Here is a 24,364-nt window from a genome sequence, read left to right as displayed (position 1 = left end):
TCTCCCCACCCGGGGCCTGCTCAGGTTCGCGGACGCCCATTGTCATGCGGTGCGGACCTCCGGTCGATCGGTGGGACCGAGTACGTCACCGTGGCGGTCGCGACCAAGCCGGCCGACGGGTTCTCGACTTCCGCGAGCACCACACAGAGGCGGTTGCCGAACTTCGCCATCCGGGCATGGGTGCGCAGCAGGCCGGGCCCGGGGCGGCTCAGGAAGCTGATCTGGAGGGAGCTGGTCAGTGCCATCGGAGTGGGACCAAGCCGTGCGTTGATGAGGAGGAAGGCGGCCAGGTCGGCGAGGCCGGCCTGCTCGGGACCGGAGATAGTTCCTCCGGGACGGGTCCGCAGCCGTTCGCCGTCGGCTTCCATCACCAGGAGCGTCGAGCCGACCTCGACCACCTGGCAGGCGCTGTAGTCCGGGAACTGGCGTGCAATCAGGTGGTTGAGTTCGTCGGGGGACATGGCGACGTCGGCCTCGCCTCGCAGTGGCATCTACTCGAACACCTTCGCTAGTCTGCGCAGACCCTCGCCGATTTCGTCGGGGGAGTGCGTGGTGAAGGACAGCCGCAGGGCCCCCGGGTCTGGGGCGCCCACAAAGAAGGGCGCCCCGGGGACGTACGCCACTTCGTGTTCGATCGCGAGGGACAGCAGCCGGGACGCGTCGTAGCCGTCCGGGAGCGTCACCCAGATGAACATGCCGCCCACCGGACGATTCCAGCGGCTGCCGGGCGGCAGCGCCGCCGGCAGCCCGTCCAACATGGCGTCGCGACGCTGCCGATAGGCAGAACAGATCACGGCGATATGGGCGTCGAGATCGCTGTCCCGCAGGTAACGCGCCGCCGCTGCCTGGTCAATGGTCGAGGTGTGGAGATCGGCTGCCTGTTTCGCGATGACGCAGGAGCGGCGCAGGCCCGCGGGCGCGCGCAGGCAACCCAGCCGCAGTCCCGGCGCCATGATCTTGGAGAAGGAGCTGAGCAGTACCGTGTGGTCGGCTGCGGCCGGCAGGGAGGCGATCCACGGGACGTGCTCGCCCTCGTAGCGCAGCTCTCCGTAAGGATCGTCCTCGATGATCCAGAAACCGTGCCGGGCGGCGATCTCGGCCAACGCGATGCGGCGCGCCGCAGGGAGCGTACGGCCGGTGGGGTTCTGGAAGGTCGGGACGACATACAGCAACTTGGGGCGTTCGCGGGCGGCGATCTCCTCAAGGGCGGCTGGGTCGAGACCGTCGTCGTCGGTCGGTACGGGGATCACACGCGCGGCGGCGAATCTGAAGCACTGCAGGGCCGCCAGGTAGCACGGGTCCTCGACCAGCACCACGTCCCCCGGCTCCAGCAGGGTGGCGGCCATCAGGGTGAGCGCCTGCTGCGAACCCGTGGTGATCAGTAGGTCGTCGGCCTCGGTGGGCAGGCCGCGGGTGGACATCCGGGCCGCGATCGCGGACCTGAGGTCCGCATCCCCTTCGGTAACGGAGTACTGGAGGGCTCGCTGCGGATTTTCCGCCAGGACACGGTCGTAGGCGCTCCTGATGCCCTCGGTGTCGAATAGTTCCGGTGCGGGCAGACCGCCGGCGAAGGACATGACTTCGGGACGTTCGGTGAGCGCCAGGATTTCGCGTACAGGTGAGGACCCGACAGGGCCGGCACGCTTGGCAACTGCGGGAAGGGTGGTATGTGAAAGCATAGCGCCAGCATATAGGGCCGGGCGCTGGCCATGCCGACTGCAGAGAGCGAAAAAAATCCGCTCCAACTCCTCACCTATTCCCCGTTGCTTGCCGCCGGATGCTCTATACACCTGACGGTCGACGCGTCCGGCGGATGATTCCGGACAACCCTCGGGACGGCCCGAGGCTGCGGAGCCCGCCCTCCCAACCAGTGTGTCCGAACAGGGGGTTACTCGGTGTATGCCGCATCGACTGGCCCCGGCGTAGGGTCGACCTCCTGGCGGACAAGGGATGTAAAACGGGCATTCGGGGAGTCCCTCTTTGTGATCCCTTGGTGGACTTTTTAGATTCCCTTGGGGGCAGTGGCTGATTTTTGCCGTTGATCCGACGAGATCGTGACTCTTATGATCCACAGGGTTTGCATCTGAGCCATGAAATTCCGGCCCGTTGCCGGAAGAAGTGGAATATGTTCCGGAAGTGAAGGTCGATATGGGATTTCCCATTGCAAGTGACGAAGCAGTTGTCGTCCGGACTCCCGATGAATTTCTTGCGATGCCGGAGGAGTATCGCGAGATCGCGATCCGGGGAATGATCGTCAACACCGAGGGTGAGCTCTCCGGCGGTGACGACTACATCCAGGTCTTCCTCCCCCTGGCGCCCGACGCCGAGGAACGGCAGGTGTGCGCCGAACGCGCCGTGGAGGAGTACGACCACTACAAGATCGGCAAGGCGGTGCTCGCCGGCGTCGGGGTCGACACCAGCTACATGGAGGCCCAGCCCCTGTCCGAGCGGGACCTCTTCGCCGGCCATGAGTTCCACACCTGCACCACCTGGGCCGAGCGCGGCATCTTCTCGTACATCGGCGAAGAGACCGCGATGGTGATGATCTCGGAGTTCGCGCAGAGCAGCTACAAGCCCTGGGCCGACGCCGTACGCACGATCATCCTGGACGAGAAGGTGCACATCGCGCACGGCGCTCGGGTGTGCCGCAACCTGGCCCAGACCGACGAGGGGCGCGAGCAGCTGCAGAACGCGCTGGACCGGCTGTGGCCGGGATTCGTACGGATCTTTGGCAGCCCCCGCTCCGAACGGTCGCGGCTTGCGGTGCGCTTCGGGCTGCGCAAGACCACCAATGGGCAGGCCTGTGACCTGTGGCGGGCGAAGGTGGCGCCACGCATCAAGAACCTGGGGCTGAACGTTCCGGAATGACAGCCCCACGTTCCCTGACTTCCTAGGAGCCACCCGATGGCAACACCGGTCACCATCTCCCAGCGTCCACTGACCCGCCGCGAAGCCAAGGAACGCACCGCGGCCTTCCTGGCCGCAAGACCCGACCTGGCCGAGCGGTTGCACCGCGTCCGCCGCATGGGCCGCGAAATCCGCTCGTGCGAGGTGCATCTCACCAATACCTGCAACATCCGCTGCAAGGGGTGCTGGTACTTCGAGGGAGGGTTCGACACTGCCGTACGCGAGCAGTCGGACCTCGACAAGATACGGACCTTCGCGCGCAGGCTGGCCGAGGAAGGCACCAACCAGGCCACCTTGATCGGCGGTGAGCCGACCCTGGTGCTGCCCCGGGTGGCGGCGTTCGTCGAGGAAATGCCGTACATCACCATCTCCACCAACGGCCTGCGGCCCATGCCGATGCAGGGCTTCGAGCAGATAGCCGTCGCGGTCAGCCTCTTCGGCGGCGGTCCGCTCGATGACGACCTGCGGGCGATCCGGGTCAACGGGTCCAAGTTCACCGGCCTGTTCGACACAGCGCTGGAGCACTACCGCGACGACCCGCGGGTGCTGTTCATCTTCGCCCTGACCGAGGCCGGCGTGCCCTATCTCGAGTCCACGGTCCGAAAGATCGCAGAGAACGGGAACATCGTCACCTTCAACTTCTACAGCGAACACGGCACCGACAACCCGATCCAAATCGAGAACGAACGGCGCATCCTCGACGAGGCGCTGCGGGTCAAGGCAAAGTACCCAGACACCGTGGTGAGCCACCCCTACTTCATCAACGCGCTCATCACGGGGGTCAGCCACTGGGGTGACCGGTTCGGTTACGAAGTCTGCCCCAGTCTCAGCGTGGACCACCCGGAGAACGCCGACCGGGTGATGAACGGCAATCCGGTGATCCCAGGCTTCGCCGCGTGGGGCGCCGACCTCGAGTCGCTGCAGTTCTGCTGCACTTCCGGCGACTGCAACGGCTGCCGGGACAGCCAGGCCGTCTACAGCTGGCTGGTGGTGAGCGGTTCCCGCTTCCTGGACAGCGTAGAGCGCCTGGAGGAGTGGCTGGACATCGTGGAGAGCTACTGGCGGCAGTGGCACTGGTCGCCGCTCCACGCCAGCAAGTCCACGGCTCAGAAAGCCTGAACACCGGATGCACCGAATTCCCCGTGAGGAGACCGATGACTGACATGCTCGACCGCACCGCCATAGAAACGTTCATCACGGATGCCATCGTGGAGCTGGGTGTCGAGCGGGAAGACATCGTTCCCGACGCGGCGCTCGACGATCTGGAGATTGACTCGCTCGACATGGTCGAGCTGAGCCAGAACATCAAGAAGGACCTGGGCATAGCCGTCAAGCCGAAGGACTTCGACCAGCTGGAGACAGTCGGCCAGGTGCTGAAGGTTTGCCTGCAGAAGGCCGGCCTGGAGTGACCGTGGGGGTGGTCACCGGCTTCGGTGCCGTCACGCCGCTCGGCATCGGCGCCGACGTGCTCCATGAGCGCGCGGTGGCCGGCGAGAGCGGGGTGGCCGACGGCATGGGGCGTTGCCGAAGCTTCAAGGCCGGCGACCACCTGTCCCGCCACCAGGTCCGCCGCACCGACCGGTTCACCCAGTTCGCGCTGGTCGCGGCCGACGAGGCGCTCGCCGGAGCCGGCTGGGACGAGGGCGCGTTGCCGTACCCGCCCGAGCGGATCGCCTGTGTGATCGGTTGCGGGCTCGGCGGCACCGCCAGCTTCGAGGCACAGGGCTGTGTGCTCGACGAACAAGGCGTGGAGTACGTGTCACCGCTGATGGTGCCGCAGATGATGGCTAACGCCGCGGCGTCCCACCTCTCGATGCGGTACGGCTTCAGGGGCGAGGCGTTGTGCGTCGCCTCCGCGTGCAGCAGCGGTGCACAGGCCATTGGCGCCGGGCTGCGGATGCTGGCGGCGGGCGAGGCGGACGCGGTGCTCGTGGGCGGCGCCGAAGCGTCAACATCGGAGCTGATCAGCGCCGCCTTCCGCAACGCTGGAGCGCTGTCGCCCACCGGCCGCTCGGCGCCGTTCGACCTGGGCCGCGACGGCTTCGTGATCGGTGAAGGGGCCGGGATCCTGGTCCTGGAGACCCCCGCCGGGGCCGCCCGGCGCGGGGCGGCGGTGCTGGGCAGAGTGCTCGGTTACGGGGCGACCTCGGACGCTCACCATCTGACCGCCCCGGACCCCACTGGGGCTCCCGCGGCGGCCGCTGTCACACGGGCGCTGGCGCGCGCAGGGGTCGCGGCACAGGACCTGAGCTACATCAACGCGCACGGCACCGGCACGCTGCTCAACGACCAGTTGGAGTGCGAGGCACTCCGGTTGGCACTGGGAGACACGCTGGCCGCCGTCCCCATGTCGTCGAGCAAGGCCGCCATCGGCCACATGTTCGGCGCTGCCGGGGCGGTGGAGGCCATCGCCACGCTGCAGGCGCTGCGGCACGCCGTCGCACCGCCCACGGTGTGCCTGAGCATCCCGGACGAACGACTCGGCCGACTCGATCTGATCCGTACGGCACGGCCGTTGCCCTCATCTGGGCGGCCGCTGACCGGGATCTCCACCTCGTTCGGATTCGGCGGCCACAACGCGGCGCTCGTTCTGGCCGCCCCTGACAGACACGCGAAAGGCCAAGGCTGAATGCTCGGCTTCAAAGGGCGCCGGTACCTGATCACCGGGGTACTCAATGACGACTCCATCGCCTGGCACACCGCCAGGGCACTCCAACAAGCGGGTGCCGAAATCCTGTTGACCGGTTACGGCCGCACCAAGCGGATCACGGAAGCTGCGGCAGCACGGCTGCCGCAGCCGCCCGCCGTGCTGGAGCTGGACGTCACCCGGCCAGAGGACTTCACCCGCCTTGCCAAGGAGCTGGAGCGGCGCTGGGGTGCGGTGGACGGGGTACTGCACGCCGTCGCGGCCGCCCCGCAGGACGCCCTAAGCGGCAACTTCCTCACCACCCCGGCGGACAGCGCGACGTACGCCGTGCGGACCGCTGCCGTCTCGATGCACGCGCTGGCCACCGCGCTGGCCCCACTGCTGGGCGCCGGTGGGCGGCGGGGCAGCGTGGTCGGGCTCGACTTCGACTCCTCAGGGGCCTGGGCCGGTTACGACTGGATGGGCGTCAGCAAGGCGACACTCGGCGCGGTCTGCCGCTATCTGGCGCTCTATCTCGGCCCTTCCGGGATCCGCGTCAATCTGGTGGCGGCCGGCCCGGTTGAGACCGTGGCCGGGCTGGCCATCAACACCTTCGACAGGATTGCGGACCGCTGGGAGGAGGAGGCGCCGCTCGGCTGGGACCGGACCGACCCGGCCCGGCTCACCGGCCCCATCCTCTTTCTGCTGTCCGACCTCGCCACCGCCGTCAGCGGCGAGATCGTGCATGCCGACGGCGGGATGCACGCCGTACGTATGGGAGCCGGGGGAACCACACGATGACTACGGCGATCGTGGGCATTGGGGCCGCGCTGCCCGAACGGACCGTTCCCAACAGTTACTTCGACCGCATCGGCTCCTCGGACCAGTGGATCGTCAAGCGGACCGGCATCAGGGAGCGCCGCTTCCTGGCGGAGGACGGCCATCTCGCCGACCTCGCCGTGGCCGCCGCCGAGACCGCGCTCCGGTCGGCCGGACGCCGGGCCGCGGACATCCGCCATGTCGTGATCGCGACCACCACACCGGACCGCGTCACACCGGGCCTCGCGGTCGAGGTTGCCGCCCGGCTTGGCATGCCACAGGCAGCCGCCTTTGATCTGCACGCGGCCTGCGCCGGCTTCGTCTACGCGCTGGACCACGCCAGCGCTCTTATAGAAGCGGGCCGCGCCGAAGCGGTCCTGGTCTGCGGCGCCGAGGCGCTCACCCGGATCACCGACCCGCAGGACCGGGGCACCGCCGTGCTCCTGGGCGACGGCGCCGGCGCGGTGGTGCTCGCCGATGTGCCCCAGGCGCCAGCCCCGTGCTTCCACCTCGGCTCGGACGGCGAGCAGATCCCGCTGCTGTACGCCGACCGCTACGACCGAAAGCTGCGCATGGACGGGCCCGAGATCTTCGTCCACGCCGTCGAGAAGATGACCGACGCAACCCGGCGGATACTCGACCGGCAGGGCCTGACCTCCGACGACATCGACCTGTTCGTCGCACACCAAGCCAACGCCCGCATCGTCAGAGCCGTTGGCAAAGAGATCGGCCTGGCGCCCGAGCGGCTCTACCTCAATGTGGACCGGGTCGCCAACACCTCGTCGGCCTCCATCCCCATCGCACTGGCCCAAGCCCGGCAGGAAGGCCTCCTCGGGGCATCGGGTCTGCTGGGCGTGGCTGCCTTCGGCGCTGGTATCACCTGGGGTGCCGGGGTCCTTGGCTGGCGGCTGGCCAAGCGATGAAGCGGCCGAACATCCCGCTGCTCGCCGAGGTCACCGCCCCTGACGGCGCCCGGCTGACCGTACGTGCCCTGTCGCAGACGGACCCGGCCGCGCCGGTCCTGGTCGTGCTCCCCGCCATGGGAATGATCGCGCGGCATTACGTTCCGTTCGCGCGGGCTCTGCACAAGCGGGGGATGACCGTGGTCACCACTGACCTGCGGGGCCACGGCGAGAGCCTGCCGATTCCGGCGCGCGGGGTCCGGTTCGGTTACCGGGAGATCGTTGAGCACGACATCGGAGCGGTGCTGAACGAGGCGGCGAAGGCGTTCCCGCATGCTCCCGTGCTGCTGCTCGGGCACAGCCTGGGCGGGCAGTTGGGCGTGGTGCACTGCGGCCTCTTCCAGCCACGGCTTGCCGGGGTGGTGCTGGTTGCCAGTGGCTCGGCCTGGTATCGGACCTTTGGCCTCCCGACGGGCCTGCGGCGGCTGATGCTCAGTCAACTGTACGTCGTCGGCGCGGCGCTGCTCGGCTACTGGCCTGGTGAGCGGCTGGGGTTCGGCGGGCGCGAGTCCGCCCGGCTGATGCGGGACTGGGCCCGGCAGCTGCGTACCGGACGATTCCGAGTGAAAGGCGCCTGTGCTGACTACGAACTGGCCCTGCGAACAGTTGAGTTGCCCGTCCTCGCCGTGGATGTCGAGAACGATGAGCTGGCACCGCCCCGTGCGGTCGGCCACCTCTGCGGCAAGATGCCCGCGGCCGGCGTCCAGCGCTGGCACTACACGCGCGCCGCCGCCGAGAACCGCCCGCTGGACCACTTCCGCTGGATCCGGCACTGCGGCGGTCTTGTCGAGAAGATCACCGAGTGGGTGCTCCAGACAGTCTCCTCGTACGAGACCGAGGACCGGCCGGTCCACACTGCCGGCTCCGGGGGCTGACCCGGTGTCCCGCCACAGCCCCGGCATGGCGGCGGAACTACTGCCGCCCTGGGTGAAGTGCGCGGACATGACCTCGGACCCGGAGCAGGTGACGCTCTTTCCCGAGGAGGAGGCACTGATGGCGCGGGCAAGTGCCGGCCGCCGCAGGGAGTTCGGCACGGCCCGGCTCTGCGCACGGCAGGCCATGACTGCCCTGGGACTGCCCGCGGTCCCCCTTCCGCGCGGCCGCCGAGGTATGCCCGTGTGGCCAAAGGGGGTGTTGGGCAGCATCACCCACTGCGCCGGCTACCGGGCGGCGGCGGTGGCCCACGCCCGGAATGCCGTGGCACTGGGCATCGACGCGGAGCTGGACGCGCCGCTCCCGGTGCGGGTGCTGGATGCGGTGGCCTTCGGCGCGGAACGGGACCGGCTGGCGGAGCACGGGGAGCTGTGGCCCGAAGTCTGCTGGGACCGGTTGCTGTTCAGCGCCAAGGAGTGCGTCTACAAAGCGTGGTCCTCTGCGGGCGGCTCCTGGCTGGGGTTCGAGGACGCCGAGGTGACCGTCGACCCCCAGGGCACCTTTCTCGCCCGGCTCCTCCGGTCCGGCCCGCCGGTCCCCCAGCTCCTGCACGGTCGCTGGCTTTCGCGCGGCGGAGTGCTGGTCACCGCGATCGTCGTGACCTGACCCTTTGGTCTCCGTCCCCTGGTCCCTGTCCCCTTTCTTCTGCCCCCATCGCACCGAGGAGCACCGGCCGTGACCGTACCCCTGCCTGCCCCGCCCTCGCCTGACCTGATCACCGACCTCCTTACCGCCACGGCAGCGCGCTTCCCGGACCGTCCGGCCGTCCGGCTCGACGACGAGGAACTGACCTTCTCGCAGCTGGACGACCTCAGCGCCCGCGTCGTCGGCTACCTGCGCTCCCTGGGGACCATGGCGGGAGACCGCGTCGCGGTGCTCCTGCCCAACAGCCCGGTCTTCGCGGTCCTCTACTACGGCATCCTGCGCGCCGGGGCAGTGGTCGTGCCTATGAACCCCTTGCTCAAGGCGGCCGAGGTGGAGCACTGCCTGGCAGACTCCGGGGCAGCAGTGCTGTTCGCCTGGCACGAGGGCACGGGCGGGGCCGAGCTGGGTGCCAAGCGAGCAGGCACCCGGCACGTCGCGGTGGACCCGGCCGTTTTCGCCACGCTGCTGCGGGACCACGCACCGGCCCTCCTCGCCGAGAAGCCGTCGACCGCCGACACCGCGGTCATCCTCTATACGTCGGGTACGACGGGTAAACCCAAGGGTGCTGAACTGACGCACCGCAACGTCCGCCGTAATGTCGACGAGGGCGTACGGGTTCTGCAGCTGACGCCGGATGACGTGATCTTCGGTGGACTGCCGCTCTTCCACTCCTTCGGTCAAGTGATGGGGCTCAACTGCACGGTGGCCGTGGGCGCCTGCCTCACCCTGTTGCCACGCTTCGACCCCATCCGGGCGCTGTCGGTGATCGAGCGCGACCGAGTCAGCGTGTTCCTCGGAGTGCCGACAATGTACATCCTGCTCCAGGGCCTGCAGGGCCGGGCGGACCACGATGTCTCCTCCCTCCGCGTCTGCCTCTGCGGTGGCTCCCCGCTGCCCGTCGAGGTACTGCGCGGCTTCGAGGCCCACTTCGGCTGCGCGGTCCTTGAGGGCTACGGCCTCTCCGAGTCCTCGCCGCTCGCCTGCGTCAACCGGATCGACCGCGACCGCGTCCCCGGCACCATCGGCATCCCCATCGACGGCGTCGAGATGCGTGTGGTCGACAAACACGACAAGGAGGTGCCGGTCGGCGAGGTCGGCGAGATCGTCATCCGCGGACACAACGTCATGAAGGGCTACTGGCACCGCCCAGAGGACACCGCCGAGACGGTGCGGAACGGCTGGCTGCACACCGGAGACCTGGGGACCAGGGATGCCCGGGGCGACTTCCGCATCGTGGACCGCATCAAGGACGTCATCATCCGGGGCGGCTTCAACGTCTACCCCCGCGAGGTCGAGGAAGTGCTCTACCAGCACCCGGCCGTCGCCGAGGCAGCGGTGCTGGGTATTCCGCATCCCACCCACGGCCAGGAGGTGGCCGCCGCTGTCGTCTGGCGCCCGGGCGCCGAAACTACCCCGGACGAGCTGCGTGACTTCGTGCGAGATCAAGTGGCGGCCTACAAGTACCCCCGTGTCGTCTGGACCGCCGACGCCCTCCCCAAAGGCCCGACCGGAAAGATCCTCAAGCGGGAGATCAACCCACCAAGGGATGGAAGTGCCCTATGAAACCGCGTTTCGTGGATGCGGAAGTCCTGGTCCCGGGTCTTTGAGCCCCAGGGGTCGGCGGTGCCCACAGCGCTCTTTCATTGGTGATGATCCTGGTCGGGGCAGTTGCCGAAGCGCTCCAGCCTGGCGATGTAGGAGACGAAGCCCAGTCGGCCGAGGTCGGTGGCTGCGTGGGACGTCGGCGCGTACTCCTCCTTCAGGGGCCCGGCCACGCCGGTCCATCTGGCCTTGAAGTACTTGAACTCGATGGCCGTGCGGGCCGAAGGACCGATGCACAGCAGGTCGAGGTGCTCGCCGGTTCGTGTCCGACATGTGCTGGCGCACTTCCAACCGGGACCGGATCTTGGGCGCCAGCTTCCACAGCACCCGCGCGAAGCTGTGCTGCAGGTCCGCTGCGGAGTGGAACACGGGCCGATCTTGCCGGAGGCGGGCCATGACCTCGGTCAGTGGTACCACCTCCGGCTATGAGCGCGGGCGGCGTGCTGCGAGGTCCGGAAGTCATCGCAGTACCAAGAAGCCGTACTGAGCATCGCGCCGATGTGCCCTGCCCATGCATCCCCCAGAGAACGATGAAATGCCGGGGACGACGGTAGTGGCAGGATTCCGCGCAGCTCAGGTGTTCTACCCAGCGGCCCGCCCGCAATTGGGAGCCGGATTCCGAATTCGGCTCCCAAAATGCCCCTTGGAACCACTCAGGGGCCCGACCCGCTAAGCGGATCAGGCCCCTGACCTGGTACTTCTCTGTCGGGGTGGCGGGATTTGAACCCACGACCTCTTCGTCCCGAACGAAGAAGCTGTGGCCGCGCCTCACTGGCGCGGTTGGCTGGTGGCTCGCTTGCCGGGCAAGCGCGTCTATGCTGAGGGTTGCCTTAACGGAGGTTGGCGGACACCAACAAGGACAATCCCGACCGCAAGGTGCGGCTGAGCTTCCTGGGCTAGGGCGCCACTTCGGTCAGACTGTAGAGGCGACCGGCCGCGCCAACTGATCCGCGGAGCACCGTTGAGGAACCGTCTCGGATTCGTCGGCCGCAGTTGTGCGTCTTGGCTGCGAAGGCCTGCCTGCAGGGTCTTCGTCTGCTGGTGGTACACGTTCCATACCACTGTTGACCAGCCACAATGACGAGAACCGCGCCGGTAAGTGGGGCTGGTCCGCGAATGGCCCGGATCTTGGTCCGTTCGGCGGCTACGGTACACGGTGCGCTAGGAGCGTGGGTCGGTAACGCGCAACTGGCCGGGGGGTGAGGTTCCCCCGTTCCTCCGTGCCGCTACTGCTCCGGCCTGCCCGATGTCCTTGCCAGATACTCCGCCATTACCTGGGACTTCGCCTCGGAAGAGGCCTCTGACCTGCGTCGGAGGCCTCTTCCTCTCTTTCACGGGCAAGACGCCCGGGAGGTCGAGTTGGATAACGCGCCGACCGAGGGCACCCGCTGCGTTTGTCGGCTCGACGGGCTCGCAGTCGAGTCGGCGGAGCAGTTGCTGTCCGGTCAGGTGGTCACCGCGCACCGACCGCGGTCGGCCGCCTTTGGTCCGGCGGCGGTGGGACGGACGTCGAAGTCGAACACCGCGGTTGGGAGGTAGAGCGAGCAGCAGGCGTTGGGGATGTCGACGATCCCGCTGATGCGTCCCTCGACGGGTGCGGCGCCGAGCAGCAGGTAGGCCTGCTCACCGCTGTAGCCGAACTTCTTGAGGTATTCGATGGCGTTGAGGCAGGCGCGGCGGTAGGCCAGCGTCGCGTCCATGTAGAAGTTCGTGTCCGTGTCGTGATCGACGGAGATCCCGATGAAGGTGAGGAACTCCGAGTACCTCGGCTCGACGTTGCCCGGCATGAACACGGGGTTGGTGGTGACGCCGTACTTCTCCATACCGCCCTTGATCAGGTCGACGTGGAAGTCGATGAAACCGCCCATCTCGATGGCGCCGCAGAAAGTGATCTCTCCGTCGCCCTGGCTGAAGTGCAGGTCGCCACCGGAGAGCTTGGCGTCCTTGACGTGCACGGGGAAGAAGACCCTCGAGCCTCGGGTGAGGTTCTTGATGTCCTGGTTGCCTCCGTTCTCGCGGGCCGGCACCGTACGGGCGCCTTCCTGGGCGATGCGCTGCGCGTCGCCTCCGGTGGCCCCGCCGGCGAGCGCATTGTCGGCCAACGGCGGCAAAGCCAGCGGCGGGACCCGGTCCGGGTCGGTGTCGATCAGCGTCTGCTCGCGGGCGTTCCACCGTGCGAGCAGCTCGGCGGACGGCGCGGTCCCGTACAGCCCCGGGTGGGTGATTCCGGTGAAGCGGACCCCGGGAAGGTGCCTGGAGGTCGCCGTCTGTCCGTGGAAGTCCCAGATCGCCTTGTACGCGTCCGGGAAGTAGTCGGTCAGGAATCCGCCGCCGTTGGCCTTGGCGAAGATGCCGGTGTAGCCCCAGCCCTGCCCGGCTGCGTCCCCGGTCTGCTGCGGAACGGGGCCGAGGTCGAGGATGTCCACGACGAGCAGGTCGCCGGGTTCCGCGCCCTCCACGCCGATCGGCCCACTGAGCATGTGGGGGATGGTCAGGTCGATGTCTCGTACGTCGTTGGCGGAGTCGTTGTTGCCGACCTGTGCGTCGGTCCAGTCGCGGCACTCGACGCGGAACTCGGCTCCTGGCCGCACCATGGCGACGGTGGGGACGTCCGGGTGCCACCGGTTGTGTCCGGGAACAGCCTGGTCACGCATGGACCTGGTTTGGTCCACGCTGAAAACGACTTCAGGCATGACAGCTCCTTTTGGTGATCAGGTCACGATGGTGTGGTCGCGGTATGCGCGTACGCCCGCATGATCGTGGGCGCCGTGCCGGGTGGCTGGTATTGACAGGCACACCTCCCGATCTCTCGACGGTGCTGTTTGTTCGTCTAGCCCGGGCTGGCCGCCGTGGTACTTCCGGTCCCCGCGTCGACATGGGTCGCCGGCCGCGGTTTCCGGGTGAGCGGCCACAGCGCCACGAACACCACGGCGAAGATCCCCAGAGCGACGGCGATCTCCGTGGGGTGCTTCCAGTAGCCGGAAAGCAGGAGGAACGCGGGAATCACGCCGGTGACCCAGCCCTCGATCGCCGTGACCCAGCCCACGTAATTGGTGAGGCTCCCCATCTTGAGACCGAGCAACAGGAAGAACAGGAACCACAAAAACGCCCAGTAGAGCCAGATGACCCCGAACGGGTAGTCCTTGAAGAGCCGGAAATTGATGAACGCGTAGCCCAAAGCCGTGATTGCCACAAACAGCGAGTAGTAGCCGACGCCGGTGCTGTCCAACCCCATGAGCAAACCTATACCTACATACAGGTAGGTGAAGCCGAACAAGTAGATACCGGACACCGCCAGGATCTCGCGAGGGTCGCCACTGGCATTGATGATGAGATAGGTCGGCGTCAGCACCTGCAGTGCTCCTACGAACAGATTGAACACTGCTGCAGCCCGGGGATCGACCTTCCCGAGAAGCATCAGCCCGTTGAGGAAGAGCACCGCTCCGACGAAGAGCAGTCCCAGGTTTGCCACGGGGACGCACCTCCTAAGTCCGCGTGCGCGGGAATACCGTCGCGCCCGGGTTGCCGAGGATACGGCTCAATTCCCGGCCAGCGTTTTCCGCACCGCCCAGGGAACCGACGTCGGTGTCCTGACGCCGAAACCCGCCAAAGACTTTCTGTCACTGGTCCCCGCCCTGTCGACCATCACCCTCAGGGGCGCGGCAACCGCGAGAGCGCGGGGCGCGGGCGCCGCGGCGGACTCCGGCGCGGCGGCACTTCCGAGACAACCACCGGGGCCTCACGGCCCTGTTCCTGCCGGTCGTGAAGCGAGGTCACGGCGTGCGGGGTCAGAGCCAAGCCCGGCGGGGAATACACACGTCTCGCATCGTCTGCGCAAACGGGACACCCGTACGCGCCGGGAGCAGTGCCGATCGCCAGCCTCACGTCGAAAGGCCCGCAGCGACTGCAAGAGTATTCGTAGGTTGCCATAAGCCGCCTCCGGATGCCGGGCACGCCGCTGGTCAACCCAGACGCGTGTGGCGCGCCCTGACGGACTGCACGCCGCGTCACTTCCAGAAGACGCCTCGGAGATCTCCTTGTCAAATCCCAGACGACTGGGTCGAAGCCTTGGCCGCCGTGCTCGATGAGGACGGTTCTCCGGTTAGTGAACTTCCCGCTGCCCGCACAGGCGGATCAACTCGTAACTGAATGGGAGAACGTTGTACTACCCATGTGCCCAGGGCCGTTGCAAAGTCGGCCGGCGGGTCGCGCCCCACTCTGGGGAACGGACGGAACCGCTTGCGGAGTTCTGACGGATCGTCAATCAGGCCAGCTCGCCCGCACGTCGCACCGCGCTGACCAGGGCTGATCTCGCAGGTACGAGACTTCGCAACAGCCCTGCTCATGTGCCGCGCCAGAATATGTCGGCGCCTTTGCCGGTATTGGTCGAGCAGGTAGCGCGCCACTGCCCCGACCGCGGCCGTTCCGCCGACGGCGAGCATGGTGATCACCTTACGCACCAGCCGTATCGGCGGGCGGGGCCGCGCTGTGTTGCGAGCCGTACTCGCCTGGTCTGCATCACCCGGCCGATGGTCAGGCCCACGCCGGTAGCAGCCAGACCGGCGAACAGATTGCCGAGGGGTTGGACGCCGCGGCAGCGTAGCGGTCGCCGCCCAGAAGGCGACCGGTCTCGACCATCCAGGTCGAGAAGGTGGTGAAGGCGAAAACAGGGAACTGGACCGTGGCGGACCCGGCGCCGGACAGGTGCCCGGGCTCCCGGCACTCCCTCTCGGGGCCCGGAATCGTTCCTTCCGCCACATCAGTAGTCTCGCCCACACACTCCGACGTCAGCGACCTCCACTGCTCCGATCGCCGGATTTCCTGTCGCAATCTCACCGAAAAAAGGGTTTGTACCCGTGGTGTCCCGCGGCCGTTCCGCATTCATATCCACCGGCATACTTTCCCCGTTGTACCCTGGGATATTGCTCCTCCGACGCATGCACGACTAAAATCGAAGATCGTCGGCGCGCGGGTCAGGTCGATTGCGAGCGGCGCCCCGATCATGCGAGCCCGACGCGGTGCCTCACATCCCGGCGGAAAGCCCGACCGGTTTCCCGGAGCAGCGTTGGCCCCAAATCGATGGAGGAGGCCATGGCAAAGATCCTATCGGTTCTCTATCCCGACCCCGTGGGCGGTTACCCTCCCGCCTACGCCCGCGACGAGATCCCGACCATTACCGGCTACCCCGGGGGGCAGAGCACGCCGACCCCGGAATCCATCGGCTTCACTCCCGGGCATCTGCTCGGCAGCGTCTCCGGGGAACTCGGGCTGCGCCGCTTCCTGGAGGACCGGGGCCACACCTACGTCGTCACCGCCGACAAGGAGGGGCCGGACTCCGCCTTGGACCGCGAGCTGCGAGACGCCGACGTGGTGATCTCCCAACCTTTCTGGCCCGCCTATCTGACCCCCGAGCGGATCGCCCAGGCTCCCAATCTCAAGCTGGCGATCACAGCGGGGATCGGTTCGGACCACGTCGACCTGCCGAGCGCCATCGCCCACGGCATAACGGTGGCGGAGGTGACCTACAGCAACAGCATCAGCGTGGCGGAGCACGCCGTCATGCAGATCCTCGCACTGGTGCACAACTACCTGCCCGCCCACGAGTGGGTGACCGCCAAGAACGGCTGGAATATCGCCGACAGCGTCTCGCGCGCCTACGACCTCGAAGGCATGCACGTCGGCGTCCTCGGTTCCGGCCGTATCGGCCAGGCGGTGCTGCACCGCCTCAAGCCGTTCGACGTAACCCTGCACTACTCCGACCCGCACCGACTGCCGCCGAAACTCGAGGAGGAGCTGGGGGTGACCTGGCATCCCCACGCCCGGTCCCTGGCCTCCACTGTCGACGTGCTGTCGATCCACGCGCCCCTGCATCCGCAGACGGAGAACCTCGTCGACGACGACTTGATCGGGGTCATGAAGCGCGGTTCGTACATCGTCAACACCGCACGCGCGCTCATCGTCAACCGGGACGCCGTGGTGCGGGCACTGAACAGCGGCCAACTTGCCGGCTACGCCGGTGACGTCTGGTATCCGCAACCGCCACCGCCCGACCATCCCTGGCGCACCATGCCGTACGAGGCGATGACGCCGCACGTGTCCGGGACGACCCTCTCCGCGCAGGCCCGCTATGCGGCCGGTGCCCGGGAGATCCTGGAGTCGTGGCTCGACGGGCACCCCATCCGCTCGGAGTACCTGATCGTCGACGCCGGCAAGCTGGCCGGGACGGGGGCAATCTCCTACACGCTCGGCGACAAAAAGGGCTGACAGGGACCGGCGGTCCCGTCACAGGGCGGGACCGCCGAAAGAACCCTGCGGGCGACATCCGGGCCCGTCCCGCTTCCCGCCCGCCCACTCGTTGGCCTGTCTTCCCGGCCCGCAAACCGACAGTCCGCCATCGGCTGGTTCCGGAGTCGTCCCCCGGGCGATTTCAAAGTGGGGTTGATCTTGTAGGTGTGCAGGTCACGGCGGTGTGACGATGCCGGGTGGGTGCGCGACGTACGCAACGAAGCTCCGTTGTACAAGTGACCTTTCCAAGTCGCCTTCGCCCCCAGCGGGCCGCCTGCTCGCCTGCGATCCGGCCGCCGACACGCTGGCCGTGGACGGCAAGAGCGGCCGCGGCTCGCGCCACGGCAACACCCCGGCCGCCCACCTGCCGGCCGCGACGACCGGCACCGGCCAGACCGTCGCCCAGCTGCGGGTCCCCGACAAGACCAACGAGATAACCTGCTCCGCCGCCCTGCTTCAGCCCTACGAGCTGACCGGGGTGACGGTAACCGCCGACGCGCTGCACACCCAGCGCCAGCACGCCCGCTTCCTCGTCGAAGCCAGGAAGACGACTACGCCTTCACCGTGAAGGCGAGCCAAAAGCGCCCCTCTACGATCAACTGCGCACCCTGCCCTGGGGCGAGGTCACCACGAAGTTCTACGACCGCACCGACGGGCACGGCCGTCTTGAGACCGTGTGGTGCAGACGCTGACCGTCACCGACCTGGGCGTCGACTTCCCGCATGCTTCCGTCCCTTCGAGCGGCCGCTGGCCCTCTTCGGACTCAACTGACCAGCACCGAACCCAAGATCATGAGACTTTGCCATCGCCCTGTCAGACCACCCTGGCCGAGCAACCAGCGGTAGATCCACTGAGCGGTTATGGCACCTTTCAGGTTCCACTATGCCTGCTGTGAGCCGATTCACTCCCATTCTGCTGGACGGGTGCGGCCGAGAGCTTTACTGTCCGTAATGAATTGATTTTTAGGTCTGTGGCGGTACGGGCGCCGCCCTTCAAAGACCTGGGCGTATCGGCGGGGGAACGCAGGCGTGGGATTCGTCTGAGCAGTGGGAAGTCGGCGCATATCAGGGGAGATATAGGCGCACATATTAGAGGAGATGTATGTCGCTCAAGAAATGCAAGGCGAACGCCGGAAAGGTGGACCAGTGAGCATGGACGCCGTGTGGGTTAGGGGCGTGGCAGGCATTCAGATGCATCACGTGACCGACCTTCAGGATGCCGGCAGATTCTTGGGCAACGCCGCGATGGCACTGCGGGCCGCGCACGTGCGGACCGGCGACGACCGGTACTCCAGCCTCGCCGCTCAGCTCAAGGCCGTGGTGGGGCAGGCGCGGGAGCTGGAGGAGGAGGCGCGGGCCAACATGCACGGGCTGCACTCCACCGACCCTGAGCGGTTCGTCCGCTGCCGGGAGGGTGACGAACCGTGGCCCGGCGAGATCCCGGCAGGATTCATCCCACGCCACACCTGCAAGGACGAGTGCCTGTACCACGATCACGAGGTCCTCGACGCCATCATGCAGTGCACCTGCGGTCGGCCGCAGTGCCGGGCGTGTGAAATAGCTGGGAAGCCTTGACCCTGGTTATTCAGCGGCATAATGCGATCTGATGCCCCGACAGGGAAAAGTGTCGCCTGGCCTGCAGCGATGTGAGTGTCGAGTTCGCATCACGGCAGAAACCAGGGACACCTTTCTGGTGGCTCTGACAAGGTTTTCGTAGCTGGTGATCGAATGGGTCGGGGGTCGTGACGGGCCATCAGCGTGGATGGGCAGCATCTCCACGTACGAGTACACGGACTTTGACCTGCTCGTTGCCCGCACCGGGCCGGACGGAGTGCGCCACGAGTTCCGCCACGACACCAATCTCCAGCTGACTGAGGTCACCAACCCGCAGGGCCTGGACTGGACGTACGTGTACGACGGAGTGGGTCGCCTCGTATCGGAGACCGACTTTGACGGGCGGGAGCTCACCTACACGTACGACGCAGCAAGCCGCCTGACTCCCGGACCAACGGCCTCGGCCAGACCATCCGGTTCGAGTACAGCGAGCTCGGCCAGCTGCTCCGCAAGGACGCGGAGGGTGCGGTCACCACCTTGGGTCGCAGGTCGTCGGCGCGGGGTTCCGGGACGTCGGGTAGCCGGGGTGGTGTCCTCAGCGGGTTCAGCGTTCCAGGTGTGCCTCGGCCCAGGTGAGTCATGACCAGGTTCGCAGCGCCGTCACTCACGCCCTGCGCCCTGTGATCGTTTGTGCTTTGCAGGTGAATTCGGGGCATCGGTGCCGACGAGCACGTCGAAGGCGTGGCGGCGATGTGCGGCGAAGAGTTCGAGGGCGGTCTCGGCGTCGCGGGCGCGCAGGGCGGCGACGAGCGGGCGGTGCTTGTTCGGGATGTGTGTGGCAGGTATCCCTCGGAGCTGACGCCGATCCGGGTCAGCAGGAAGAGGTGGACCTGGGAGCGGATCGCCTGCCACGCCTCCTCGAGACGCCGGTGGTGGGTGGCCGCGTAGAGCAGGGCCGCAGCGCGGACACCTGGGTGGACTGGAATCTGCACGGCCACCAGTTCGTCACGCACCTGGCACCGGCCCGCGCGCAGGGGATCCACAACCCTGTCGACGGCCACGACGTCCCAGTGCCGCACTTCGGCCTGATCCTGACGATCCCGGAGTTCCACAAGCTTGCCGACCGGCTGCGCGCTGCGGGCACCGAGTTCGTGATCGAGCCTTATGTGCGCTTCGAGGGGCAGACCGGCGAGCAGTGGACGATGTTCCTCCTCGACCCGGCAGGCAACGCCCTGGAGTTCAAGGCGTTCGCCGACGACTCCCAGATATCCGCCGCCTGACAGCGCGTCGGCGTGCTCGCCGCGAAGATCAGCGGGCACGACGCCGTGGTGTTCTCCGCCGGAGCTCATGGCACCGGCATGGACAGGACCACCCCCATCGACGGCAGGGGCCTGGAGAAGGCAAGCCGCCGCGGCCGCCCGCGTAAGCGGGTGCTGCGCCGTGGAGCGGCTATGCGCGAGTGGGCAATCACCGGTGCCACACGTGGCAAGAAGGTCTGCACCACGGTCACGGATCCATCCGCCGAGCAGGCGCCGGACCTGGTAGAGCGAGACTTCGTCGCCGACGCCCCGAACCGGACCTGGGTTGCCGACTTCACCCACGTCGCGGACTGGGCCGGCACCGTCAACCTTGCCTTCGTCGTCGGCACCTTCTCCCGCCGCATCGTCGGCTGGTCCGCGGCCACCACCAAGCACACCGAACTCGTCCTGGCCGCAGTGGAGATGGACTTGTGGCAGCGCGACCGGGAGGGCAGCCCGGACAGCTCATCCATTACAGCGATGCGGGCAGCCAGCACACCTCGTTCAAGCTGGCCACCCACCTGGACGGCGAAGGCGTCGCCGCCTCCATCGGCTCGGTCGGCGACGCCTACGATCAACGCCGGCTTGGAGGTTCCAGGAAGCGCCTGCTTCTGGCCGCAGTCGATCCGGCAGGGGGACGTCTATTCTGACGGTTGCCCTAATGGAGGTTGGCGGACACCAACAAGGACAACCCCGACCGTCAGGTGCGGCTGAGCTTCCTGGGTTGAGCAAGACCGTTCTGGGTGCGGCCGCCAATTCTCCTTACGCTGCGTGCGAAGCAGGAGAAGGGCTTGTGCGGTACGGGCCTGAACGCGATCGAACGACCCTGCGCCGGGACGCGCGGTCGTGGGTCCGCCACCGGACACAGCGCGAAACGCTCCGGGGTCTCGGCGTGCGCCGGAACCCCTTCCTGTACGGTGCGATCACTGGTGTGGCGCAGAGTTGGAAGGGCTGCGGTGGGCGTAGCGATGGAAGCATCGGTCGGCAATGGGGCCCCGGCGGATGGCGCGAGCAGTGCGCCGGAAACGCGCGCGCCCCGGGGCCGGCCCCGCAGCGAACGTGCCCGCGCTGCCGTGCTCGAAGCGGCGGCGGACCTGCTGATCGCTGGTGGGATCGACGCTGTGACCATGGAGGCCATCGCGGCCCGTGCGCAAGTCAGCAAGGCAACCGTTTACAAGTGGTGGCCGTCACGCGCCCACGTGATGCTGGAGAGTTTCTTCAGCCGCACCAGGAACACCACTGACGTCCCGCCGAATGCCTCCCTGGCCGAGGCGCTCACCTACCAGGTCGGGGCGCTCGCCCGGCTGTTCCGGGACACTGCGACGGGGCCGCTGATGGCCGACCTGATCGCCGCGGGACAGGCGGACCCCGACATCAGGGCGGCACTCGACGAACAGTGGCTGCGGCCACGCCGCCAGATCGGGGCGCGTCTGCTGCGCGAGGCCGTGGCGCGCGGCGAGCTGGAGCACGGCATGGATGTCGCCGCCGCCGTTGACCAGCTCTTCGCTCCCGTCTACCATCGCCTGCTGCTCGGTCACGAGCCGCTGCACGACGAGTTGGCGGCGACACTGGTCAGGCAGCTGCTGGCCGGATTGCGGAGCCGGCATCAGGAGCCGGCCTGAAGGCCTGCACCCCGGAGACAGTCAGGTGAGCACGGCGATCCCCAACCATGCCACCCGGTAGGCTCCCGGTCCTTCAGCGCGCCGACCGCGACTCCCAGGCCCGCGGCCAACTGCTGCGTGGTGGCCGAAAGCGTGTTGGCTCCGGAAAAAGGACGTCGGGGCCGATATCGGCGAACTGCAGCGCTTCATGCCGTTCCGCCCTTGTTTCGCACTGCCGTTCGCTCGACGCTGCCTGTACCGGCCGGCCACGCGGCGCTCTGCCTCCGGCAGCGCGCCGCTCACGCGGCGATCTCTCGGCCGGCCGCGGCCTCGGCACGCACCTGGCGCAGTGTGGAGACCGCCCACACGCACACCCCGACGAGCGCGAGGGCGGCGCCGAGCAGCGACACGCCCGTCCAGCCGTACGCGTCGTTCACGACCCCGGACACCGCGGTGGCTACGGCGCCGCCGAGGAAGATCGAGGTCATGTAGACCGCGTTGATCCTGGAGCGGGCGTCCCCCCGCAGACCGTAGATCTCCCGCAGGCTGAGGGTCTGGTGGCTTTGGACGGCGAGATCCAGCAGGACGCCCGCGACCGCGAGCAGCAGCAGGTTGCTCGCACAGAGGCCGGCCAGCACCATCGCGGCGACCGCGAGAATGAGGGCGAAGCCGCTTCCCGAGCGGCCATGGCCGCGGTCACCGAGCCGGCCTGCGATCGGGGACGCCGCCGCGCCCGCCGCGCCCACCAGCGCGAACACCGCGATCCCGACTTGCCCGAAGTGGTGCCGGCTGATCAGCTCGAACGAGACGGAGGTCCAGAAGCAGCTGAACGCGCCGAACATCATGGCCTGGCACAGTGCACGCCGCCGCAGCGCGGGCTCCTCCTTTACCAGCCGCAAGGTGGACCGCATCAGCCCGCCGTAGGTGCTGGTGTGTCCCGGACGGCGCTGGGGCAACACCCTCACCAGCAGGACCGACAGGGCGACCATGAGCACGCCGGAGATCAGATAGATAGTGCGCCAGCCCCAGGCCGCGGCCACGAGACTGGAGACGGTACGAGCCAGCAGGACGCCCAGCAGCAGTCCGCTCATGACGGTGCCGACCACTCTGCCCCGCTCCCCCTCGGGCGCCAGGTGCGCGGCCAGCGGGACGAGGATCTGTGCCACCACCGAGGTCATCCCGACCAGGACCGACATCAGCAAGAACATCCCGAAGTACGGGGAGAGTCCGGCCGCGACCAGGGCTGCAGCCGTTACGAGCAGGGTGCGCGACGCGAGCGCTCGGTTCTCCAACAGATCGCCCAGCGGCAGCAGGACGATCAGGCCAAGGGCGTATCCGAGTTGCGTGAGGGTGACCACCAGGGTGGTGCTGCCCTGGCTGACACCGAAACCCGACCCGATGGGAGCGAGCAACGGCTGCGAGTAGTAGATGTTGGCGACCGCCAGGCCGGTGCCCACAGCGAGGACCAGGATCACCTTCCGCAGCCGCGCGGGCGAAAGAACGGCTTCCGTTTCCGCCGTGGTCGGCGCCGTCGGCGCCTCTGCGGGACCTCCTGGCGGCCGGCCGCCGAACCCCCTCCGAGTCCCCTGGGTCTCGCTCAATTGACTTCGCCCTCCCCCTACTATTCTGTACGTTCCGTTTAGTATATAGCGGCGGGTGGTGCTGCAGTCCGCTCCATGTGGGCCCGTGGCGACACCTGTGGATTCCTATCCCGCCGGCACCCGCATCACGGCCTGGATGCGCGTCCTGCTGCTGGACGGCGAACTCGCGGCTGCCGAACCGAAGAAGCTCCGCTACCGACTGCTGCACGTCGCCGCACGCCTCACCCGCAGCGGCCGCCGCCTGCGCCTGCGGATATCGGCGACCCTGGCCCTGGAGACACGAACTCGCCACCGCCTTCCATCGCCTCGCCGCCCTGCGCCGCCCCGCCGGCTGACCGGCAAACCCCTGACCACCACTACCCGAAGGACCCCGGAGAACCCGACCACCACGCCGGGCCTCTGCCATGCCCAAGCACCGAAATCACATCGGCCACTCGACAGTTGACCCAGCGACACCTCATCGCCCCAACCGAAACGGCGAGGTTAGGCGCCACAGCCGCCCTGTACGCCGTCTTCGTCGGCGGCTGGTACCTCGGCCGGCCCCTCCCCAACGTCGGCTGCCACACCCTCGAACCGGCGACCGCGTCCGAGGGCCCGGTGACGATCGGGGAGCCCGGCGACGTCTCCAGCGACCTCTCCTTCGCGGCCCGGAAGCTCGTCTCGTACAAGATCGTCTCCACCGACGCGATCGTGCCGTGAGACCCGTGGACGTCCCGCCCCCGCCTGGTGGCCTGGGTGACCGGCGACTGGCGCTGAGGGACTGCTGCTCTCAGATCGGTTTGACGGTGCGCGTTCCGATCATCGCCGTTTGCGGTTGGGTCGGGCCGGGGCGCGGTACTGGCCTTGCGACCAGCCCGTTTCCCCGACCCGCCCGCCACCCGCCGTGCGTGTCTCCCACGCAACGGGCGTTCCACGTGCTTTGGCCGGTGGTCAGCCGTCTGTGCTGGCGACTGCCGGTCGTGGTGTCCACGGGGTCGGGATGTTGCTGCCGCGGTAGCGGTAGCGGATCACTTTGACGCTGGATGCGCCGGTGAACTCGACTCCGTCGCAGATGAGCTTCCAACTGCCCGGTCGGCAGAACCGGAGGCGCCGCGGGGCCCGTCGTACAGGGGGCGCGTCCAGCACGGTGGCCCAGCAGCTGCTGTGTGCCTTGACCTCGCTCAGGGCGGCCTCGCACAGGTTGTTCCACAAATGCCGGCGGTCGGCGACCTGTATGGCATCGGGCAGGGCGCGGCGGATGGCTTCGGCGTAGGTGGCCGAGCCGTCGCGGCACACGATCTCGGCGCCCGGATGGGTCCGCAGCCAAGCTTCCAGGGTGTCGGCCGTGCGGTCGGGTAGCACGTCGATCCGCTCGTGGGTTTCGGCGTCGACCAGCACGGTGGCATAGCGGTGGCGCCGGCGCAGGGCGAAGTCATCGACACTGATCACGCGGGGCACCCGCGACCTGGGCAGCGGGATGCGCAGCAGGGTACGCAGGGCGGTATGACGCGACAGGCGCATGGCCAGTGCCGTCAGCAGACGCGCACTCGCCC

General features: G+C 67.8%; 24 protein-coding genes and 3 pseudogenes. 18 read left to right on the top strand and 9 right to left on the bottom strand.

Going from position 1 to position 24,364, the window contains the following annotated elements; translation table 11 throughout:
- Positions 1-20: 20 nt before the first annotated feature.
- On the bottom strand, positions 21-491 hold the full coding sequence (locus ACWDO5_RS24145; RefSeq protein WP_450532426.1) for a PaaI family thioesterase: 471 nt from the start codon (positions 489-491) through the stop codon (positions 21-23).
- On the bottom strand, positions 492-1,679 hold the full coding sequence (locus ACWDO5_RS24140) for an aminotransferase-like domain-containing protein (RefSeq protein ID WP_450532425.1): 1,188 nt from the start codon (positions 1,677-1,679) through the stop codon (positions 492-494).
- A gap of 532 nt (positions 1,680-2,211) precedes the next feature.
- Here ACWDO5_RS24140 and ACWDO5_RS24135 point away from each other — a divergent pair.
- The 9 genes from ACWDO5_RS24135 (at position 2,212) to ACWDO5_RS24095 (ending at position 10,455) form a co-directional block, all read left to right on the top strand.
- On the top strand, positions 2,212-2,868 hold the full coding sequence (locus ACWDO5_RS24135; RefSeq protein ID WP_450532424.1) for a Phenylacetic acid catabolic protein: 657 nt from the start codon (positions 2,212-2,214) through the stop codon (positions 2,866-2,868).
- A 36-nt stretch (positions 2,869-2,904) separates the two neighbouring features.
- Positions 2,905-4,026, top strand: a complete 1,122-nt coding sequence (locus ACWDO5_RS24130) for a radical SAM protein (protein ID WP_450532423.1) — start codon at positions 2,905-2,907, stop codon at positions 4,024-4,026.
- Positions 4,027-4,061: 35 nt separating this feature from the next.
- Positions 4,062-4,316, top strand: a complete 255-nt coding sequence (locus ACWDO5_RS24125; RefSeq protein WP_450532422.1) for an acyl carrier protein — start codon at positions 4,062-4,064, stop codon at positions 4,314-4,316.
- A gap of 2 nt (positions 4,317-4,318) precedes the next feature.
- Positions 4,319-5,536 (top strand): beta-ketoacyl-[acyl-carrier-protein] synthase family protein, encoded by a 1,218-nt coding sequence (locus ACWDO5_RS24120; RefSeq protein ID WP_450532421.1) that lies wholly within the window; start codon positions 4,319-4,321, stop codon positions 5,534-5,536.
- Positions 5,537-6,334, top strand: coding sequence for an enoyl-ACP reductase FabI (fabI, locus tag ACWDO5_RS24115; protein WP_450532420.1), 798 nt, complete (start codon positions 5,537-5,539; stop codon positions 6,332-6,334).
- On the top strand, positions 6,331-7,275 hold the full coding sequence (locus ACWDO5_RS24110) for a beta-ketoacyl-ACP synthase 3 (protein ID WP_450532419.1): 945 nt from the start codon (positions 6,331-6,333) through the stop codon (positions 7,273-7,275). Before fabI ends, ACWDO5_RS24110 begins: the two co-directional genes overlap by 4 nt.
- Positions 7,272-8,189: an alpha/beta hydrolase family protein gene (locus tag ACWDO5_RS24105; protein ID WP_450532418.1), complete on the top strand. Its 918-nt coding sequence runs from the start codon at positions 7,272-7,274 to the stop codon at positions 8,187-8,189. The genes ACWDO5_RS24110 and ACWDO5_RS24105 overlap by 4 nt, the downstream gene beginning before the upstream one ends.
- A 4-nt stretch (positions 8,190-8,193) precedes the next feature.
- Positions 8,194-8,853 carry a 4'-phosphopantetheinyl transferase family protein gene (locus ACWDO5_RS24100; RefSeq protein WP_450532417.1) on the top strand — a complete coding sequence of 220 codons (660 nt, stop codon included), beginning with the start codon at positions 8,194-8,196 and terminating at the stop codon, positions 8,851-8,853.
- Positions 8,854-8,922: 69 nt separating this feature from the next.
- Positions 8,923-10,455 carry a long-chain-fatty-acid--CoA ligase gene (locus ACWDO5_RS24095; RefSeq protein ID WP_450532416.1) on the top strand — a complete coding sequence of 511 codons (1,533 nt, stop codon included), beginning with the start codon at positions 8,923-8,925 and terminating at the stop codon, positions 10,453-10,455.
- Between the two features lie 77 nt (positions 10,456-10,532).
- Here the strand turns inward: ACWDO5_RS24095 and ACWDO5_RS24090 are convergent, their stop codons facing one another.
- The 5 genes from ACWDO5_RS24090 to ACWDO5_RS24070 form a co-directional block, all read right to left on the bottom strand.
- The gene (locus ACWDO5_RS24090) at positions 10,533-10,667 is read right to left on the bottom strand and encodes a hypothetical protein (RefSeq protein ID WP_450532415.1); all 135 of its coding nucleotides are present in this window, start codon (positions 10,665-10,667) and stop codon (positions 10,533-10,535) included.
- Between the two features lie 1,272 nt (positions 10,668-11,939).
- On the bottom strand, positions 11,940-13,187 hold the full coding sequence (fmdA, locus tag ACWDO5_RS24085; protein ID WP_450532414.1) for a formamidase: 1,248 nt from the start codon (positions 13,185-13,187) through the stop codon (positions 11,940-11,942).
- Positions 13,188-13,324: 137 nt separating this feature from the next.
- The gene (locus ACWDO5_RS24080; protein WP_450532413.1) at positions 13,325-13,966 is read right to left on the bottom strand and encodes an AmiS/UreI family transporter; all 642 of its coding nucleotides are present in this window, start codon (positions 13,964-13,966) and stop codon (positions 13,325-13,327) included.
- Positions 13,967-14,145: 179 nt separating this feature from the next.
- A complete protein-coding gene (locus ACWDO5_RS24075) occupies positions 14,146-14,424 on the bottom strand; it encodes an FmdB family zinc ribbon protein (RefSeq protein WP_450532412.1) in 279 nt (92 codons plus the stop codon).
- A 603-nt stretch (positions 14,425-15,027) separates the two neighbouring features.
- Positions 15,028-15,252, bottom strand: coding sequence for a hypothetical protein (locus ACWDO5_RS24070; protein ID WP_450532410.1), 225 nt, complete (start codon positions 15,250-15,252; stop codon positions 15,028-15,030).
- A 333-nt stretch (positions 15,253-15,585) separates the two neighbouring features.
- Here ACWDO5_RS24070 and ACWDO5_RS24065 point away from each other — a divergent pair, with 333 nt between their 5' ends.
- From ACWDO5_RS24065 to ACWDO5_RS24035, 7 genes and pseudogenes are all read left to right on the top strand, one after another.
- On the top strand, positions 15,586-16,758 hold the full coding sequence (locus tag ACWDO5_RS24065) for an NAD-dependent formate dehydrogenase (RefSeq protein WP_450532409.1): 1,173 nt from the start codon (positions 15,586-15,588) through the stop codon (positions 16,756-16,758).
- Between the two features lie 331 nt (positions 16,759-17,089).
- The gene (locus ACWDO5_RS24060; protein ID WP_450532408.1) at positions 17,090-17,347 is read left to right on the top strand and encodes a hypothetical protein; all 258 of its coding nucleotides are present in this window, start codon (positions 17,090-17,092) and stop codon (positions 17,345-17,347) included.
- A 583-nt stretch (positions 17,348-17,930) separates the two neighbouring features.
- Positions 17,931-18,353 carry a hypothetical protein gene (locus tag ACWDO5_RS24055; protein WP_450532434.1) on the top strand — a complete coding sequence of 141 codons (423 nt, stop codon included), beginning with the start codon at positions 17,931-17,933 and terminating at the stop codon, positions 18,351-18,353.
- A 199-nt stretch (positions 18,354-18,552) separates the two neighbouring features.
- A pseudogene (locus tag ACWDO5_RS24050) lies at positions 18,553-18,869 on the top strand (hypothetical protein); the annotation flags it as partial.
- Positions 18,870-19,222: 353 nt separating this feature from the next.
- On the top strand, positions 19,223-19,612 hold the full coding sequence (locus ACWDO5_RS24045) for a VOC family protein (protein ID WP_450532433.1): 390 nt from the start codon (positions 19,223-19,225) through the stop codon (positions 19,610-19,612).
- A gap of 12 nt (positions 19,613-19,624) precedes the next feature.
- Positions 19,625-20,344: a DDE-type integrase/transposase/recombinase gene (locus ACWDO5_RS24040; protein WP_450532407.1), complete on the top strand. Its 720-nt coding sequence runs from the start codon at positions 19,625-19,627 to the stop codon at positions 20,342-20,344.
- A 359-nt stretch (positions 20,345-20,703) separates the two neighbouring features.
- Positions 20,704-21,252, top strand: coding sequence for a TetR/AcrR family transcriptional regulator (locus tag ACWDO5_RS24035; RefSeq protein ID WP_450532406.1), 549 nt, complete (start codon positions 20,704-20,706; stop codon positions 21,250-21,252).
- 278 nt (positions 21,253-21,530) lie between these two features.
- On the opposite strand, the gene ACWDO5_RS24030 is transcribed toward ACWDO5_RS24035, so the two are convergent.
- The gene (locus tag ACWDO5_RS24030; RefSeq protein ID WP_450532405.1) at positions 21,531-22,706 is read right to left on the bottom strand and encodes an MFS transporter; all 1,176 of its coding nucleotides are present in this window, start codon (positions 22,704-22,706) and stop codon (positions 21,531-21,533) included.
- Positions 22,707-22,962: 256 nt separating this feature from the next.
- On the opposite strand from ACWDO5_RS24030, the pseudogene ACWDO5_RS24025 reads away from it, so the two are divergent.
- A pseudogene (locus ACWDO5_RS24025) lies at positions 22,963-23,167 on the top strand (transposase); the annotation flags it as partial.
- Positions 23,168-23,273: 106 nt separating this feature from the next.
- Positions 23,274-23,531, top strand: a complete 258-nt coding sequence (locus ACWDO5_RS24020) for a hypothetical protein (RefSeq protein ID WP_450532404.1) — start codon at positions 23,274-23,276, stop codon at positions 23,529-23,531.
- Between the two features lie 392 nt (positions 23,532-23,923).
- On the opposite strand, the pseudogene ACWDO5_RS24015 reads toward ACWDO5_RS24020, so the two are convergent.
- Positions 23,924-24,364 (bottom strand): annotated as a pseudogene (locus ACWDO5_RS24015) (transposase); the annotation flags it as partial.

The sequence above is a fragment of the Streptomyces sp. NPDC000880 genome (assembly GCF_053599675.1).
The sequence above is the reverse complement of the archived record's forward strand: the minus strand, read 5'-3'. Positions and strand labels throughout refer to the sequence as shown.